We start from the raw sequence: 15,915 nt of genomic DNA, 5'->3' as shown, positions 1-15,915 counted from the left end.
CATGACCCAGGATCTCCCCGAGTTCGAAGTGCTCCCCCGCGACATTTCCGCCTACCGCCAAGGCAACACCGGCATCGACTACGTCCACCGCTTCGAGTCCGGCAAGCCCGGCCCGCACGTACTGATCAACGCCTTGACCCACGGCAACGAGATCTGCGGCATGGTCGCTGCGACCCATCTGCTCGACACGGGCGTCAGGCCGAAGATCGGCACGCTGACGGTGAGCTTCGCGCACGTGGAGGCCTACAACGCCTTCGCGCCGGAACGGCCCTACGACAACCGCCAGATCGTGCACAACCTGAACCGGGTGTGGTCCGACGAATGGCTCGACGGGCCGGAGGACAGCCCCGAATTGCGCCGTGCCCGCGAACTGCGTCCTGTCGTCGCGGCGGCGGATCACATCCTGGACATCCACTCGACCAGCCAGGACGTGGTGCCTTTCTGGGTCTACCCGGCTTTCGAGCGCAATGCCAGGGTGGCGATGGCCATCGGGCTGCCGCCTGTGCACCTGGTGATGCCGAGCGGGCTGGGTTCGGGCACGCCGCTGATCCAGCACGGCCAACATGCGGGGGAGAACGCGCCGGGCGCTGCGATGGTGGTCGAGTGCGGCCAGCACTTCAAGCAGGCGGCGGCCGATCTCGCGACCGAGGTGGCCCTGCGCTTCCTGGCGAATTTCGGCCTGATCGAGAGAGGCCCGATCCACGCACCCGAGCCGCAGCGGCGCTTCGAGCTGCTGCAGACGCACGTCATCCAATCGGAAGACTTCCGCTTCGTGCGGCCACTGATCGGCTTCGAGACTTTCGCGAAGGGCGAACTGATCGCCGCGAACGGTCCGGACGAGATTCGCGCGCCGTGCGATGAATGCACGGTGTTCATGCCGGCGCAGCGCGCGATCGTGGGGCGAGAGGCGGTCTACCTGACGAAACCGCTGGTGGTGATGAATAAGGAGAACGAATAATTAATAAAGGCTCTTGGACTTGAAATATGCCTGTTTTTGAAATGCCTCAATGAGGGTTGATTTGATGAATTTGGCTACCCCTTTGTAAGCCAGAAAACAAATATCATACCTTGATTGATCAATTCCATTTCTAAAATCTCCGTGCGCAATCTTGTTCCTGAAATTGAGTAAAGTCGTCAAATTTCCAGAGAATTCTTTTGGGATTTGGTAGCGGAGCCCTAGAAGATATAGATTTTTTGATAGTACTTCTGGTTTAAGATTTGATTCCAAGTCCACGACTGAGTCGATTATTTGAATGGTCAATTTGGCAATGCTTTTTTCGTATTCTTCGACGAACTGTCGATCGCGGGCAAGTCGATGTAAGTTGGTATCGTCCGGCAGTATTGATCTGAAGTACTCTTGCTTTTTTTCCGGATTTCTCAATTCCTTGAAGAGCTTTGAGCAGGACGCGGCAACTATGCTATGGCTAGCTTCGCCAATCTTGATCTCTTTCTTGTTGACTGCAGAAATGTAATGCAATAGACAGAAGCGACCGAAACCCTCAAGATGCGAATAAAGCATAACTACGGCTGGCTTTCTGAGAATCGCCTGCAGCGCCGGGTCACTCTTAACCAGAGATTTGAGAAGTACTCCAATTTCCTCTTCTCTCCATTCTAAATCCTGCTCAATCTCGAATGCAAATTCGTCGAGTGTCATCGCTGTGCCGGCTAAAACAGATTGTCCAAACGCTGAGCAACAAATCCGATGCGCCCTAGCAAAGGTCCCGGTGAATTCTTGCCGCCGCCTGTTGTTAGTCCGATAAATTCTGAATCTTTCTTGATTTCGAGAATTTTCTCTTTAAAAATCCCGATTTGAGTGGAATCGCTGGGATCAATTTTGGATATGCATTTTTGAGCGCCTATTGAAATTGACTCGAAATGATAAATCATGAACGATCTGCTCAGGGTATTCGTGTCTTTTTGTTTTGTCCGTGAGAATATCCCGTTGCCCCAGGATTTGTTGAAAACTTCGAACGTTTTGTTAAAGATTTCTCGTTCCGTATCATAGTCGAAGTTCGCCGGCGCAATAGGGTCGGATACTTCCTCTAGATATTCGGTCAAGAAGTCGGCGACATCATGTTTGAAACGGTTAATATTATTTTTCAACGCAAAAAATCTCAGTACAAGTTCTTCGTCAAAGGATCCAAGTACTTGCTCTTCGGTTAGGTTGTCAATGCAGGCCTTGAAATCTGAATTTTCGCTTAGCTCGTGTATGAAGTCCAGGAAAGTCTCATCGAGCATTCGCGCTGTGCAATTTCTCAATTGCTGATTTGTAAGAGGGATGCCTCCAGTGTTCAATCGCTTGAACAAGTGATATTTGAATCGAGGATCACTGCTCTTCCTTATTACTTCAACTCTTACAAAGGCGCGTTTAATTCTCAATTGAAGTGTAGTGCCTAGGGAATCGTATGTGATTCCGTTTAGCTCTTTGACAATATCGCAATCGCTCAACTCCAGTTTATCGCCAGGCTTGATTGGAGGATCAAAATGAGGAGCTGACAAAAGCCCGCGGAAGTGAAGGTAGGACGAAATTCTCTGGAGCCCATCGATAAGCTGATATCGACCATCCTCGTCCTCCACAACATAAATAGGAGGAACCGGTAGCTCGAGGAGAAGCGTCTCGATGAATCGGGATCGAGCCCCCTCACTCCAACGGAATACACGCTGAAACTCTGGATTGATGTTTAGCTCATTCTCAGAATACATGCTTGCAATCTCATTGAATGAGAGATCAAGACTCGTGGTTGTGAGTTTTTGACTATTAAGTTCGAGCGAAGAGATTATTTTGTCGGTGCTCAATTTCTTTTCCTTACATGCAAAACATGCTCGTTGATCGAATTTTCTTTTCGATATTTTCGTGAAGAGGTGTTGATGTTTCCGATGTTCAGAGAGACGGGAAATGCAAGAGATTGCTGCTCAAAAAGTCCCGCAAGTTCACAAAGTTCTCTGGTGGCTTGATGAAGGGAAATTAAGATATCTTTGTAAAATGAGTCCTGAATCACTAAATAGCAATTTCCACCGGGGCGAAGCACGCGTGCAATCTCTTTGATGGATTTATCTAATCCCTGAAAATATTGAAGAATATTTTTGTAATAGTAGGAGTGAGATGCTTTGGAGTTGTGGCATCTTATTTTCTCCAAAAGATCTTTGCAGTACGAGCTTTCGGATAGTTCGATTGAGCTTGACTTTTCGACGGTTGTTGTTCCCAGCAGTGTGCGTCTTAATTGTTCGAAGCCTTGATCTCCAAATGCTGTGGCGTATTCGATAGATGTTTTGACAGCGTAGTCGATTCGTGTGCAATAGGGAGGCGAGCTGATGACCAAATCAATACTGTTGTCCTTTAAAGGAATTGAACGAGAGTCTGCTGTCAGGATCTTTGGGGTCTTCGATTTTGAGTGTTTTCCTAAGTCTGTTGAGCTCAACATCGCGAGTTGGTGCAGCACGGAATCCTGTAGTTCATCCTTGGAAATTTCGATGAGATTTTTGCCATCTTTGTTTTTTTTAATCCAAGTCGGATTCGAGGTGCGGTGGCTTGATGCCTTATATTTGTACTTAAGATGGGAAAAGGTGCAATATAAGATCAACGCTAAGGGGCTATCTAGGTCTTGCGCGTTATTGGGGGCAATTATTCCATCATTTGTACCAAATATGGTCGCCAAAAAGCCTCGAATATTTGCAACAGATTTTTGATCAAACCAAGATCGAAGCGGGTCACTTTTCGATGCGGTGATGTACTTGACGGGGTGGCTTGCGATGCAAGATTGCGCTTGCAAGATTGCATTGCTTGATCTCCCGGCGAAAGAGGCCTTCGCAATTGTTGTCATTACCGGATTTAGATCAAGGCCGATCGATTTTATTGAAAGACGGCCGGCACTTGTTGTCGTTGTTCCGGCGCCATTCCAAGGATCAAGAACAGTAGGGCCGTCTTCTTTATTGTTCTGCAGTATTTTCTCGACAAACTGCTCGGAATATCCGGCATAGTAGTCGTACGCGGAAGATACTGCATTGCTCCCTCTTTTGGGATTGGAGAATTCAATATCTTCGAAGAGATTTTGCTGCATTTCTTTTGATCGTCGGGGTCATTTCCTTCTGGAGTCTTTCAGTTCTGTAACTCTATTGAAGATTAATGAATATTGGCTACTTTCTACGAAGAAGTATCCGTGGCGCTCAAATTGGTAGTGCGTTGGAGCAGAAGTTTGAGATACGGTCGGCTCGGCGTATGCCTTGCATGTGGTCAAGCTCCTCTTATTGAGCTCGTTGGATAGTTCTCCCTCGCCCGGTTGTACAACGGAGAAAAGTTGTTCGTAGAGACGAACTTCCGCCCGCACGGCATCGGCCGCGGCGACCCAGGTGATGTTGCCCTTGACCTTGATCGCATCGGCGCCCGGTGTGCCGCTCTTGGTGTCAGGCACCAGCTTGGCCTGCACTTCGACCAGAATGCCTTCCGCATCGCGCGTGCCGCCGGTGCATTCGATCACGTGCCCGTACTTGAGCCGCACCTTGTTGCCGGGGAACAGCCGGAAGAAGCCCTTGGGCTGTACGTCTTCATAGTCCGTGCGCTCGATCCAAACTTCGCGACCCAGCTTGAAGTCACGACGACCCATCTCGGGGTGATGCGGATGCACGGGCGCCGAGCAGTCGTCGAGGACGTCGTCGCCGCCCATCAGTTCGCCCCAGTTGCTGATGACCAGCTTGACCGGATCGAGCACCACCATGGCGCGCGGCGCGATCGGGTCCAGCGTGTCGCGCAGCGCGGCTTCGAGGCTGGCGTAGTCGATCCATCCGCCCGACTTGGTCACGCCCGAACGTTCGCAGAACAGCTTGAGCGCCTCCGGCGTGTAGCCGCGGCGGCGCAGGCCGGCGAGGGTGGGCATGCGGGGGTCGTCCCAGCCGTCGACGTGGCCTTCCTCGACCAACTGGCGCAGCTTGCGCTTGCTGGTGATGACATGGGTGACGTTGAGTCGCGCGAATTCATACTGCCGCGGATGCGGCGTGGCGATCAGCCCGCCTTCGGCGAGGCGGTCGAGCAGCCAGTCATAGAAGGGCCGCTGGTCTTCGAATTCCAGCGTGCAGATGCTGTGGGTGATCTGCTCCAGCGCGTCCTCGATCGGGTGCGCGAAGGTGTACATCGGATAGATGCACCACTTGTCGCCCGTGTTGTGGTGCGTCGCGCGGCGAATGCGGTAGAGCGCCGGGTCGCGCATGTTGATGTTGGGGCTCGCCATGTCGATCTTGGCGCGCAGCACCGCGGCGCCGTCTTCCAGTCGGCCGTCGCGCATGGCGCGGAAGCGCAGAAGGTTCTGCTCGGGGGTGCGGGCGCGGAAGGGGCTGTCGGTGCCGGGGGTGTTGAAGTCGCCGCGGGTGGCGCGGATTTCTTCGGCGCTCTGTTCGTCGACGTAGGCGAGGCCGGCGCCGACGAGGTATTCGGCCGCGCGGTACATGAAGTCGAAGTAGTTGCTCGCGAAATACACGTGATCGTTGGTCGCCCCGGGATGGGCCGGATCGTCGGTGAGCGTCGTGCTGTAGCCCATCCACCTCACGGCGTCACGGATGGCGTCGACGTATTCCTGTTCTTCCTTCTCGGGATTCGTGTCGTCGAAGCGCAGGTGGCACACGCCGCCGTATTCCTTCGCGAGTTCGAAGTTGAGCCAGATGCTCTTGGCGTGGCCGATGTGCAGGTAGCCGTTGGGTTCTGGAGGAAAACGCATGCGGACCTTGGCCGGGTCCTGCATGCCTTGGGCATGATGTGCGGCATCGCCAGGGGTGCCGCCCCACTGGCGGCTGGAATAATTGCCCTGTTCGAGGTCGTTTTCGATCACGTGGCGCAGGAAATTGCTAGGCTTGGCGGCGTCGTTGTCGGCTGCAGGGGAAGTCATCCGCTCATTCTAGGTGGCGCTCTGCAGGCGTTACTTTTGGCAACCTTCTTCACAGAGCGGCGTACACCAGATTGACACTTGCCGCGTTCAATACAGACATGGGCGGTCAACGCCCCTTCAACAGGAGATCCAGACATGAATATGACCCGATCCACTCTCTATCAATGGGCTGCCGCCGGCGCGGTGGCTGCGGGCGCACTTTTGGGCGCGGCTTCGGCCAACGCAGCTGCATGGTCGGTCGGGGTCAGCGTCCCAGGAGTCGCGGTCGGTGTTGCGTCGCCGCAACCGTATTACGCCCCGCCGCCGGTCTACTACGCACCGGCCCCGGCGTATGTCGCGCCTGCTCCGGTGTATTACCGGCCCGCTCCGGTGTACGTTGCGCCACCACCCGTCTATTACCGTCCGGCACCCGGGTACTACCACCGTTACCACCACGGGCCTTATTACCGCTATTGAGCGGCAGGCCATCAGTCATTTGCCTGCTGTCACATGAAAAGCCGGCCCCTGTCAAAAGGGGCCGGTTTTTTCATGGGCGCCTACTTTCTGATTACATCGCCCGGAAAAGGTGAGCGTAGAGGCGGCTGACGGGGATTTTTTCCGAGCGGCCGCGCAACGTCAGGTGCTGCCGGCCGGTGTCGTCACGGTGGACCGATTCGACGGCGTCGCTGCGCACGACCACGGCGCGGTGCACCTGCCAGAAGATGTTGGCGTCGAGTTGGGGCAGCAACTGCTTGAGGGGCGTGCGGATCAGGTATTCGTGTTTCGCAGTCAGCACGCGCACGTATTTGTCGGCTGCCTCGAAATATTGCACTTCGTCGATGGGCACCATGCGCACGCTGTTGCCCGACGAGCCGGCCTCGCTGGCCGCGATCAGCTTGAGCGGGGCGCCGGCGCCAGGGGACGGCGCGCCTTCGCCGGCGGCGGCCAGGACCTTGCGCCATTGGGCCAGCGTGCTGGCGATCGCATCGGCGGCCGGCAACGCGGGCGATGCGGCCGATTCCGTCAGCTTCTGCAACCGGTCCACGGTGCGACGCAGGCGATCGGGCTGCACGGGCTTGAGCACGTAGTCGATGGCCTGGGCGTCGAAAGCGCGTGCGGCATATTCGTCGTAGGCAGTCACGAAGACCAACTGCGGCATCGGCGCCTCGTCGGTTGGCCAGGTATCGGCGAGTTCGGCCGCGACGCCCAGGCCGTCCAGGCCCGGCATGCGGATGTCGAGGAAGAGCACCTGCGGCAGTTTGGCCAATGCCTCGCGCACGGCGCTGCGGCCGTCGCCCACCATGGCGACGATGTCCAGTTCAGGCCACGCGGCGGCCAGTTCGGCATGCAGGGCTTGAGCCAGCAAGGGTTCGTCTTCGGCAATGAGGGCTGTCGTCTTCATGCGGGCGAGGGAAAGCTGATGGCGGCGCGGGTGCCGCCGGTGGAAAGCGGAGTCAGGGTCATGGCGCTCTGAGAGCCGTACACCGTGTTGAGTCGCTCGCGCACCTGGGCGAGGCCGAAGCCGCCTGTCTCGGAGCATGTGACATCGCCGTCGATGCCCACGCCCGTGTCGCTCACTTCGATGACGAGTCGCGCGCCTTCGCGCTTCGCGTGCACGGTGATTTCGCCGCCTTCCACCTGGGGCTCCAGGCCGTGTCGGATACTGTTTTCGACGAGCGGCTGCAGCATCAGCGGCGGCACGGGCACGTCGCGGAGTTCGTCGGGCAGGTCGAGTGTGTAGCGCAAGCGCTCGCCCATGCGCACCGACATCAGTTCGAGGTAGTCGCCGAGCCGGTCGAATTCAGCCGACAGCGGATGCGCAAGCGCCCGAGACCCTGTCAGCGTGACGCGCAGGTAGCTGTTGAGGTGGTCGAGCATCGCCACTGCGCGCGGCGGGTCGGCCGTGATGAGCGCGCGCAGATTGGCCAGCGTATTGAAGAGCATGTGCGGCTCGAGCTGCGTTTCGAGCAGCTTCAGCTTGGCCTCGGTGGCATCGCGTTCCGCTGCGCTGATCTGCGCGGCCAGCGCGGCGGCCTGTCCGCGCGCATGGAAGAAGAAGCTCGCCGCGGCGCCTGCGAAGACGGTGATGGCGAGGCTGATCGAGTTGTCGCGCGGCGAACTGACAACGCCGTCGCCGAAGATGAGATCGGCGATGCGGTCACCGAAGAAGAAGCCGCAGCCGATGCCGGTGGCGGTCAGGACCATGCCGCGCCAGCCCTTCGGCCAGCCATGTCCGCCGCTGCTGCTGCGGTGGCAGTGGCGCTCGTCGACCAGATAGCGGCCGAACTCGATCACGCTCCAGGAAACGAGCCCGATCGTCAGGGCATAGCCGACCTGTACCAGATAGCTCTTGCGCGGCCAGATGAGTGTCGTGAGCACCGCGACCGCGCAGCAGAACGCCGCCACCTGGAGGCAGTGGCGGGCGGCATCGCTCCAGCGGATGTTCATGCCGCGGCCCCGCGCCGGCGCAGCGCCTCGGTGGTTTCGCCCGGACCGTCGGGAGACCATCCCGGCGGCTTCCACAGATAGCTCCATGCTTCCCGAATCGATCGGGCGCCGCGCAGATCGCGCCATAACGCCTGCCATTGGCCGAACTCGATTTGCAGCAGGTTGTATGTCCTGATCGGCGTCACCAGGCCGTAGCGGATCGGGACATCGTCGCGCTCGGCGATGTAGGTGCCGAACAGCCGGTCGAAAACGATAAGCACGCCGCCGTAGTTGCCGTCGAGATACTCGAGGTTCGAGGCGTGGTGGACGCGGTGGGCGGACGGCGTGTTGAGAACCCACTCCAGCGGTCCGAGCCTGGGGATCCAGGTGGCATGGATCCAGAACTGATAGAGCAGATTGAGCGACAGCATGATGAGCACGATCTGTGGCGGCATGCCCAGCAGCGGCGCCAGCATGAAGAAGGCCAGCGTGCCAGTGAGCCTGCCGGTCCAGCCGAAGCGATAGGCCGCCGAGAGATTGAGCTGGTTCGGCGAATGGTGGACGGCGTGGGTGCACCAGAACCAGCGCACGCGATGGGCCGCCCGGTGGTACCAGTAGTAGCAGAACTCCTGCCCGATGAAGCAGGCCACCCAGCCCGACCAGTGCTGCATCGGCAGCGTCCACAGCCGGTGGGCGTAGACCCAGTCCATGGCATGAACCCAGAAGAGCAGCGGCAACAGCCAGCGCAGGGGGTATTCGCGCACCAGGAAGTCCGTCAGCGAGATGCCTGCGGCCTTCCAGTCGTAGCCCCCCTTGCCACGTACCCACGAGAGCACGAGCGCTTCGGCCAGCGAGGCGAGGAGCACGGTGACCACCGCCGTCTGGAGGATCAGGATGAGGACGCTCATGGCTGGAGATTCTGGACGAAGAAATGCGTGATCGCGGCGTAGGCGCCCGGCAGGGTGGCGCGGTCGAAGCCCGGCGGGTCGTCCAGCAGCGCGGCAGCGCGCGCCGGCAGATCGGGCGGTTGCGGCGACAGCGTCGAGCCGTGGCCGCCGTTGGGCATGTCGACGATCAGCACACAGCGCTTGCAGGCGGCGCGCACCGCATCGATGTGCCATTGAGGCGCCAGCCAGGCGTCCTGGCCGCCACGGACCAGTCCTACCGGGATGCCGGGCGTCGCGAGCGAAGCCATGTCGATGGTCGCGGCCATGGGCACAGCGGCCACTGCAGCAGTGATGCGCGGCTCGGTCCAGCTTTCCAGCGTCGTCTGGCCAGCCAGCTTGGCGTTGATCACGCGTCGGGACACGGCCAGACGCAATGGGTCGAGCATGCCGCCGGTGAGCGAAGTCGCCAGTCCCACGCAGGCGGGGAAGTCCTCTGCCAGATGCGCCTGGCAATGCGTGTTCAGCAGGGCGGGCGACCAGCGCGCACCTGCCAGCGTCAGTGCGGTGAGACCGCCGGCCGACATGCCATAGACACCCACATGGCGGAAGTCGAGCAGCGGCGCAAAGCGCGCATCCACCGCCATCGCATCGATGGCTTGCGACACTTCCTTGGGACGGTGGCGCCAGGTCCTGGGGCCCACATCGCTCATGTCATGAAAATTGTCGCCAGCATGTTCGGGCATGGCCACCGTGAAGCCCGCGTTGACCAGCGTGATCGCCAGATCGGCGTGCGGCCACGGAGCGCCGCCGGAGCCGTGAGAGATCACGATCAGATGGCCGTTGCCGCCAACCGGCGCGGCGTCGACGGCGGCGCTCAGCGTGAACGGGCCGCGACGCACGGTGGCGGCAGGCGCGTCGGTCGGATAGAACACCGTGATCGGTCCGGAACCTGCGGGCGCCGCAAGCACGGTCAGCCCGGTGGCTGCTTGCGCCGCCGAAGCCAGCGCGCAGATCGTGACCAGCGCGAGTCTGCAAACGAATGAGGCGCTCACCATGGATCCCCCTTGGCTCCGGAGAGCCTGGCGCGTTCGCGCTCGACCATGCGCTCCAGCATGTTGCTGCCCGGTGCGAAGAGCCAGACCGATGCGCCATGCAGGATCAGGCCCACGCCCCAGCCCAGCAATGGAAAGATCGCCCACCGATGGCCGGTCGCGAGCGAGAGCACGACCAGCATCAAATTGACCGTCAGATAGGCGGCGAGATGAATGAACCAGCCGATCTTGGCCTTGGCGCGCCGGCGGGCCAGTTGTTCGATGTTGCTTGCGTCCATGGCGAGTTCCTCCGACTTCATCAGGTTGTCAGGCGGTGACGGCAGCAGCGCGGTCGCCCTGGATTGCAAGGCGCCACAGGCGGATCCCCCGGCCGGCGAAGATCCCCGTGAAGGCGCCGTAGAGCGCGCTGATGCCGATCTCGAAAGTGGCTTGATGCCCGAGTTCGGGATGGATTGCAAGCAGCACCCCCACCGTGTATTTGGTCAGGAAGATACCCATGATGAGCGTCAGCGGCACGGCGGAGCCGGCGACATGGAACCGTCGTGTGGCGGCGTCGTAGCGCGTGGTGGCCTGCAACGGTCGCTGAAGCACGAGGGCGAGCACCGTGAGCGCCGCGGCGCCCCAGGCGGGCAGGGCCATCGGGGAATCGCCGAAGGCCGACGCGACCCCGAAGAGCGAAAGGCCGATCATCACGACGGGCATGAACGTCGCCCGCGTCAGGCTCACGCTGCTCGTGAGCATTTGCCGCGCGCCGAACCACAGCAGGGCGGCGAAGCAGACGAACACCCACTTGGGTGTGTGGATCAGGATCTGAGTCAGCATGAGGGTTCTCCGTGCGAAGAGGGTGAAGGAAGAGTAGGTTTCGATGGGCGGACTGTGCCGATACCTCCGGCGGCCCGCCACGCCCATGCGATGAAACGCACCTTGGCGGCGCCAGTTGCAATGCGCTGTCGCGAGATGCAGACGTGGATGTCTGCTTTACAGTGCCTTTACGGTTCGTAACGTCGGAGCGCTACGATTCGACGATCCACTACAGGGCAACCTGCAAACCGCCCAACGCACCGATGTCGTCTCCCTCCACCGAGTCCAGTCCCGCCACCGAATCCGCCATTCGTCCTCCCACTCGCCGGCGGCGCTGGTTCGGCAGCCTGTTGGCCCTGCTGGTGGTGCTGGCGCTCGTCGGTGGTGCGGTGTACTTGGTCAAGCGCCCGGCCACGCCGGCCGGCGGGCCCGGTGCCTTCGGCGGCGCGAGTACCGTCGGCCATGCCGTGGCTCGCCGTGCAGACCTGCCGATCCTCATCGACGCCCTGGGCACCGTGACGCCGCTGGCGACCATCACGCTGCGGCCTCAGGTCGGCGGCGTGCTGACCGAGGTGCACTACACAGAAGGCCAGATGGTCGCCAAGGACCAACTGCTGGCGCGCATCGATCCACGTCCCTACGAGCAGGCGCTGGCGCAGGCCCAGGGCACGCGCGTGCGCGACGAGGCGCAACTCGAGGCGGCGCGCGTCACGCTGTCGCGCTACCGCACATTGCTCACGCAGGATTCGATTGCCCGTCAGGACGTCGACACGCAGGCCGCGCTCGTCAAGCAGCTCGAAGGTGCGGTGATCACCGACCGCGCCGCCGAAGCCGCGGCCAAGCTCAACGTCGAATACACCCGCATCACCGCGCCGGTTGCGGGCCGCATCGGGCTGCGCACGGTCGACCCGGGCAATACCGTCACGGCCAACGCGACCACGGGCATCGCGATGATCACGCAGATGAACCCGATCGACGTGCAGTTCGCCGTGCCGCAGGATCGCATTCCGGACATCCAGGCGCAGCTTGCCAAGGGCGAGAAGCTGTCCGTCAAGGCGATGGACCGCGTGCGCAGCTCCACGCTCGATACGGGCTACTTCTCCACGCTCGACAACATCGTCGACACCAGCACCGGCACGGTCAAGGCCAAGGCACGTTTTGCCAATGCCGGCCTGCCGCTGTTTCCCAATCAGTTCGTCAACATTCAGATGACGCTGCGCACCGTGAGCGCCATCGTCGTGCCGGTGACCGCCGTGCGCACCGGCCCCAACGGCAACTTCGTCTACGTAGTGAACGACGACCGCACGGTGTCCATGCGCGCGGTGAAGCGCGGCGAGGCCACGACCGATCTCGTGGCGATCGCCGATGGCGTCAAGGAAGGCGACATCGTCGTGACCGAAGGCGGCGACCGCTTGAAAGACGGTGCCCGCGTGCAATTGCAGGGCGACAAGCCCGCCGTGGCGAAGCCGGCCGGTCAGCGTCCGCGCGGCGAAGGCCAGGGCCAAGCCCGTCGCCAGCGTCCGCCGCCGCAGTGAGAGGACAGAGATGATGAGTCCATCGCGCGCTTTCATCGAGCGGCCGGTGGCGACCGCGCTGCTCATGGTCGCGATCGTCCTCGCGGGCCTGGTCGGTTTTCGCTTCCTGCCGCTCGCGGCGTTGCCTCAGGTCGACTACCCGACGATCCAGGTGCAGACGCTCTATCCAGGCGGAAGCCCGGAGGTCATGAGCCGGACCGTGACGGCGCCGCTCGAGCGTCAGTTCGGCCAGATGGCGGGCCTCGACCGCATGAGTTCGACCAGCGCCACCGGCGTGTCGATCATCACGCTGCAGTTCGCGCTCGACCAGACGCTCGACGTGGCCGAGCAGCAGGTGCAGGCCGCGATCAACGCCGGCGGTTCGCTGTTGCCGGCGGATCTGCCCGCGCCGCCCGTCTATGCCAAGGTCAATCCAGCGGATGCGCCCATCCTCACGCTGGCCGTAAGCTCCGAGACCATGCCGCTCACCGAGGTGCAGAACCTCGTGAACACGCGGCTCGCGCAGAAGATCAGCCAGGTCAGCGGCGTAGGGCTGGTGTCGCTCTCGGGCGGCCAGCGGCCGGCGGTGCGCATCCAAGCCAATACCGACGCGCTGGCATCGGTGGGCATCGGCCTGGATACGCTGCGTACCGCCATCGCGGCGGCCAATTCGAACAGTGCGAAGGGCAGCTTCGACGGCCCGAAGCGGGCCTACACCATCAACGCCAACGACCAGCTCGCGACGGCGGCCGACTACAGGAACCTGATCATCGCGTGGAAGAATGGCGCGCCCGTGCGCATGAGCGACGTCGCGCGCGTGGTCGACGGCGCTGAGAACACGCAACTCGGCGCATGGGCGGCCGTGCGTCAGGATGCGAAGGCGAAGGATGGCGCGCAGGAACCGGAGACCAAGCTCTATCCGGCAATCATCCTGAATGTGCAGCGACAACCCGGCGCCAACGTGATCGGCACGGTTGACGCCATCAAGAAGCAGCTGCCCGAGCTCGAATCCTCGCTGCCGGGCTCGGTCAAGGTCGAGATACTGAGCGACCGCACGACCGGCATCCGCGCATCCGTGAGCCACGTGCAGCTCGAACTCGCGCTGGCGGTGGTGCTGGTGGTACTGGTGATCTTCTTCTTCCTGCACAGTCTGCGAGCGACGGTGATTGCGAGCGTCGCGGTGCCCATCTCCCTGATCGGCACGTTCGGGCTGATGTATTTGCTGGGGTACAGCCTCAACAACCTGAGCCTGATGGCGCTGACCATCGCGACCGGTTTCGTGGTGGACGACGCGATCGTGATGATCGAGAACATCGCCCGCTACCTGGAGAAGGGCGAGCCGCCGTTCCAGGCCGCGCTCAAGGGGGCAACGCAGATCGGCTTCACGATCATTTCGCTCACGGTCTCGCTGATTGCCGTGCTGATTCCGCTGCTGTTCATGGGTGATGTGGTGGGACGGCTGTTCCGCGAGTTCGCAGTGACGCTGGCGATCACGATCCTGATTTCGGCGGTGGTCTCGCTGACGCTGGTGCCGATGATGTCGGCGCGCTGGCTCAAGCCCGAGTCGGAAGAGGGCGGTCGCTTCGGCGCCAGCGTGCAGCGCTTCTTCGACCGCGTGATCGCGCGCTACGACCTGTGGCTGCAATGGGTGTTTCGTCATCAGCCGCTGACGCTGCTGGTGGCGGGGCTGACGCTGGCACTGACGGTGCTGCTCTACGTCGTGATTCCCAAGGGGCTCTTCCCGACGCAGGATACGGGTCAGCTCCAGGCGCGGATCGAGGCGGCGCAGGAGGTGTCGTATGTACGCATGGCCGAGTTGCAGCAAGCAGCCGCGAACGCGATCCTGGCGGATCCGGATGTGCAGACCCTGAGTTCGGTGGTCGGCGTGGATGCGGCCAACAACACGGCGCTCAATACCGGCAGCATGCTGGTCAACTTGCGCAAGGGCCATGATTCGCAGAGCACGGTGATGCAGCGCTTGCGAGACCGCGTCCACGACAACGTCGCTGGCGTGACGCTGTATCTGCAACCGACGCAAGACCTGACCATCGACGCCGAGACGGGGCCGACGGAGTTCCGGCTGTCGCTCGAAGGCGTGGATACAACGACGGTGAACGACTGGGCCCGCAAGCTGGTCGAGCGTCTGCGCACTGTGCCGGAGGTGCGCAACCCGACGACCGATGCGGGCGCTCAGGGTCTGGCCGCCTATGTGGATATCGACCGCAACACGGCTTCGCGCCTGTCGGTGACGGCAAGCTCGGTGGACGATGCGCTCTACAGCGCCTTCGGGCAGCGGATCGTGTCGACGATCTTCACGGAGACGAATCAGTACCGCGTGATTCTGGAAGCGCAGCGCGATGCGTTGTCCTCGCCTGAGCTTCTGGGCAATCTGCAATTGCGCACCGGCGCGGGCACCCCGACACCGCTGTCGTCGCTGGCGACAGTGCGCGAGCAGTACTCGCCGTTGCAGGTGACGCGAGTCGCGCAGTATCCGGGCGCCACGGTGGGTTTCGACACTGCGCCGAACGTGGCGTTGGGCAAGTCGGTGGCCGCGATCCGCGCGGCGGCCAAGGAGATCGGCATTCCGGCGAGCGTGAGCATGACTTTCCTCGGCGCCGCGGGGGCTTACGAGAAGTCGTTGACGAATCAGTTGTGGCTCATTCTTGCCGCGGTGGTGTGCGTGTACATCGTGCTGGGCGTGCTGTATGAGAGCTACATCCATCCGCTGACGATCCTGTCGACGCTGCCGTCCGCGGGTGTGGGTGCGTTGTTGGCGCTGATGGTGACGGGCAACGACCTGGGGGTGATCGGAATCATCGGGATCATCCTGCTGATCGGCATCGTGAAGAAGAACGCGATCATGATGATCGACTTCGCGATCGATGCCGAGCGGAACCAGGGCAAGTCGCCGGAGGAGGCGATCCATCAGGCGGCGTTGTTGCGCTTCCGGCCGATCCTGATGACGACACTGGCTGCGCTGTTCGCTGCATTGCCGCTGATGTTCGGATGGGGGGAGGGCGCGGAGTTGCGGCGGCCGCTGGGTCTGGCGATTTTTGGCGGGCTGGTTGTGAGTCAGGTGTTGACCTTGTTCACTACGCCTGTGATCTATCTTGCCTTTGATCGCATGGGGCGGCGGTTTGGGCAGAAGGCGGCGGCATGAGTTTTTTGACTGGTTGCTCGTTGCTTTGGAGGGTCCGCCCGGTATGCGGTGCGGGCTGTGCGACCCCGCTGCGCCGGCCCTTCGGGCTTCCTTGCGGTGCTCGCTTCAGGCGGGGTCCGCGTGAAACTCGCTGCGCTCAAACACACGCGGCCCTGATCCGCCTGAAGCTGCGCTCCTCAGCGGCGCAGAAGGGTCGCACAGCCCGCACCGCATACCGGGCTC

At 61.2% G+C, this 15,915-nt stretch carries 14 protein-coding genes; 4 read left to right on the top strand and 10 right to left on the bottom strand.

The genetic code is table 11. From position 1 onward, the window contains the following. Window position 1: 1 nt before the first annotated feature. Complete coding sequence (locus AC1DHL_RS22755; protein WP_478163458.1) at window positions 2–958, top strand: M14 family metallopeptidase; 957 nt, start codon at window positions 2–4, stop codon at window positions 956–958. Here AC1DHL_RS22755 and AC1DHL_RS22750 read toward each other — a convergent pair whose 3' ends face one another. Genes AC1DHL_RS22750 through AC1DHL_RS22735 form a run of 4 tightly spaced genes read right to left on the bottom strand, consistent with a single transcriptional unit; the run spans window position 959 to window position 5,873 of the window. Next, entirely contained in the window at window positions 959–1,654 is a 696-nt protein-coding gene (locus tag AC1DHL_RS22750) for an MAE_28990/MAE_18760 family HEPN-like nuclease (protein ID WP_478163457.1), read from the bottom strand. An 11-nt stretch (window positions 1,655–1,665) separates the two neighbouring features. Beyond that, complete coding sequence (locus AC1DHL_RS22745; RefSeq protein WP_478163456.1) at window positions 1,666–2,796, bottom strand: GmrSD restriction endonuclease domain-containing protein; 1,131 nt, start codon at window positions 2,794–2,796, stop codon at window positions 1,666–1,668. Continuing rightward, window positions 2,793–4,058, bottom strand: a complete 1,266-nt coding sequence (locus AC1DHL_RS22740) for a DNA methyltransferase (RefSeq protein ID WP_478163455.1) — start codon at window positions 4,056–4,058, stop codon at window positions 2,793–2,795. The genes AC1DHL_RS22745 and AC1DHL_RS22740 overlap by 4 nt, the downstream gene beginning before the upstream one ends. Window positions 4,059–4,076: 18 nt before the next feature. Beyond that, on the bottom strand, window positions 4,077–5,873 hold the full coding sequence (locus AC1DHL_RS22735; protein ID WP_478163454.1) for a glutamine--tRNA ligase/YqeY domain fusion protein: 1,797 nt from the start codon (window positions 5,871–5,873) through the stop codon (window positions 4,077–4,079). 135 nt (window positions 5,874–6,008) lie between these two features. Between AC1DHL_RS22735 and AC1DHL_RS22730 the strand changes: the two genes are divergently transcribed. After that, complete coding sequence (locus AC1DHL_RS22730; RefSeq protein WP_478163453.1) at window positions 6,009–6,329, top strand: hypothetical protein; 321 nt, start codon at window positions 6,009–6,011, stop codon at window positions 6,327–6,329. 91 nt (window positions 6,330–6,420) lie between these two features. Here the strand turns inward: AC1DHL_RS22730 and AC1DHL_RS22725 are convergent, their stop codons facing one another. The 6 genes from AC1DHL_RS22725 to AC1DHL_RS22700 are packed head-to-tail and all read right to left on the bottom strand — an operon-like array spanning window position 6,421 to window position 11,127. Continuing rightward, on the bottom strand, window positions 6,421–7,254 hold the full coding sequence (locus AC1DHL_RS22725; RefSeq protein WP_478163452.1) for a LytR/AlgR family response regulator transcription factor: 834 nt from the start codon (window positions 7,252–7,254) through the stop codon (window positions 6,421–6,423). Then, window positions 7,251–8,300: a sensor histidine kinase gene (locus AC1DHL_RS22720; protein WP_478163451.1), complete on the bottom strand. Its 1,050-nt coding sequence runs from the start codon at window positions 8,298–8,300 to the stop codon at window positions 7,251–7,253. Before AC1DHL_RS22720 ends, AC1DHL_RS22725 begins: the two co-directional genes overlap by 4 nt. Further along, the gene (locus AC1DHL_RS22715) at window positions 8,297–9,187 is read right to left on the bottom strand and encodes a sterol desaturase family protein (RefSeq protein ID WP_478101103.1); all 891 of its coding nucleotides are present in this window, start codon (window positions 9,185–9,187) and stop codon (window positions 8,297–8,299) included. Before AC1DHL_RS22715 ends, AC1DHL_RS22720 begins: the two co-directional genes overlap by 4 nt. After that, entirely contained in the window at window positions 9,184–10,221 is a 1,038-nt protein-coding gene (locus AC1DHL_RS22710; RefSeq protein ID WP_478101105.1) for an alpha/beta hydrolase family protein, read from the bottom strand. Before AC1DHL_RS22710 ends, AC1DHL_RS22715 begins: the two co-directional genes overlap by 4 nt. Beyond that, complete coding sequence (locus AC1DHL_RS22705; protein WP_478101107.1) at window positions 10,215–10,496, bottom strand: 2TM domain-containing protein; 282 nt, start codon at window positions 10,494–10,496, stop codon at window positions 10,215–10,217. The genes AC1DHL_RS22710 and AC1DHL_RS22705 overlap by 7 nt, the downstream gene beginning before the upstream one ends. A 28-nt stretch (window positions 10,497–10,524) precedes the next feature. Next, entirely contained in the window at window positions 10,525–11,127 is a 603-nt protein-coding gene (locus AC1DHL_RS22700) for a DUF6622 family protein (protein ID WP_478101109.1), read from the bottom strand. 155 nt (window positions 11,128–11,282) lie between these two features. Between AC1DHL_RS22700 and AC1DHL_RS22695 the strand changes: the two genes are divergently transcribed. Continuing rightward, window positions 11,283–12,554: an efflux RND transporter periplasmic adaptor subunit gene (locus tag AC1DHL_RS22695; RefSeq protein WP_478163450.1), complete on the top strand. Its 1,272-nt coding sequence runs from the start codon at window positions 11,283–11,285 to the stop codon at window positions 12,552–12,554. 13 nt (window positions 12,555–12,567) lie between these two features. After that, a complete protein-coding gene (locus AC1DHL_RS22690; RefSeq protein WP_478163449.1) occupies window positions 12,568–15,693 on the top strand; it encodes an efflux RND transporter permease subunit in 3,126 nt (1,041 codons plus the stop codon). Window positions 15,694–15,915: the final 222 nt, after the last annotated feature.

Source organism: Variovorax sp. 10L426 (assembly GCF_056395305.1).
This window is presented reverse-complemented; position numbering and strand designations above follow the sequence as displayed.

Excerpts from the sequence above, each read along its gene's own strand:
- AC1DHL_RS22720 (WP_478163451.1), bottom strand. The coding sequence starts at position 8,300 with ATGAACATCCGCTGGAGCGATGCCGCCCGCCACTGCCTCCAGGTGGCG.
- AC1DHL_RS22710 (WP_478101105.1), bottom strand. The coding sequence starts at position 10,221 with ATGGTGAGCGCCTCATTCGTTTGCAGACTCGCGCTGGTCACGATCTGC.
- AC1DHL_RS22730 (WP_478163453.1), top strand. The coding sequence starts at position 6,009 with ATGAATATGACCCGATCCACTCTCTATCAATGGGCTGCCGCCGGCGCG.
- AC1DHL_RS22735 (WP_478163454.1), bottom strand. The coding sequence starts at position 5,873 with ATGACTTCCCCTGCAGCCGACAACGACGCCGCCAAGCCTAGCAATTTC.
- AC1DHL_RS22690 (WP_478163449.1), top strand. The coding sequence starts at position 12,568 with ATGAGTCCATCGCGCGCTTTCATCGAGCGGCCGGTGGCGACCGCGCTG.
- AC1DHL_RS22755 (WP_478163458.1), top strand. The coding sequence starts at position 2 with ATGACCCAGGATCTCCCCGAGTTCGAAGTGCTCCCCCGCGACATTTCC.
- AC1DHL_RS22695 (WP_478163450.1), top strand. The coding sequence starts at position 11,283 with ATGTCGTCTCCCTCCACCGAGTCCAGTCCCGCCACCGAATCCGCCATT.
- AC1DHL_RS22725 (WP_478163452.1), bottom strand. The coding sequence starts at position 7,254 with ATGAAGACGACAGCCCTCATTGCCGAAGACGAACCCTTGCTGGCTCAA.
- AC1DHL_RS22705 (WP_478101107.1), bottom strand. The coding sequence starts at position 10,496 with ATGGACGCAAGCAACATCGAACAACTGGCCCGCCGGCGCGCCAAGGCC.
- AC1DHL_RS22700 (WP_478101109.1), bottom strand. The coding sequence starts at position 11,127 with ATGGGCGTGGCGGGCCGCCGGAGGTATCGGCACAGTCCGCCCATCGAA.
- AC1DHL_RS22750 (WP_478163457.1), bottom strand. The coding sequence starts at position 1,654 with ATGACACTCGACGAATTTGCATTCGAGATTGAGCAGGATTTAGAATGG.
- AC1DHL_RS22715 (WP_478101103.1), bottom strand. The coding sequence starts at position 9,187 with ATGAGCGTCCTCATCCTGATCCTCCAGACGGCGGTGGTCACCGTGCTC.
- AC1DHL_RS22740 (WP_478163455.1), bottom strand. The coding sequence starts at position 4,058 with ATGCAGCAAAATCTCTTCGAAGATATTGAATTCTCCAATCCCAAAAGA.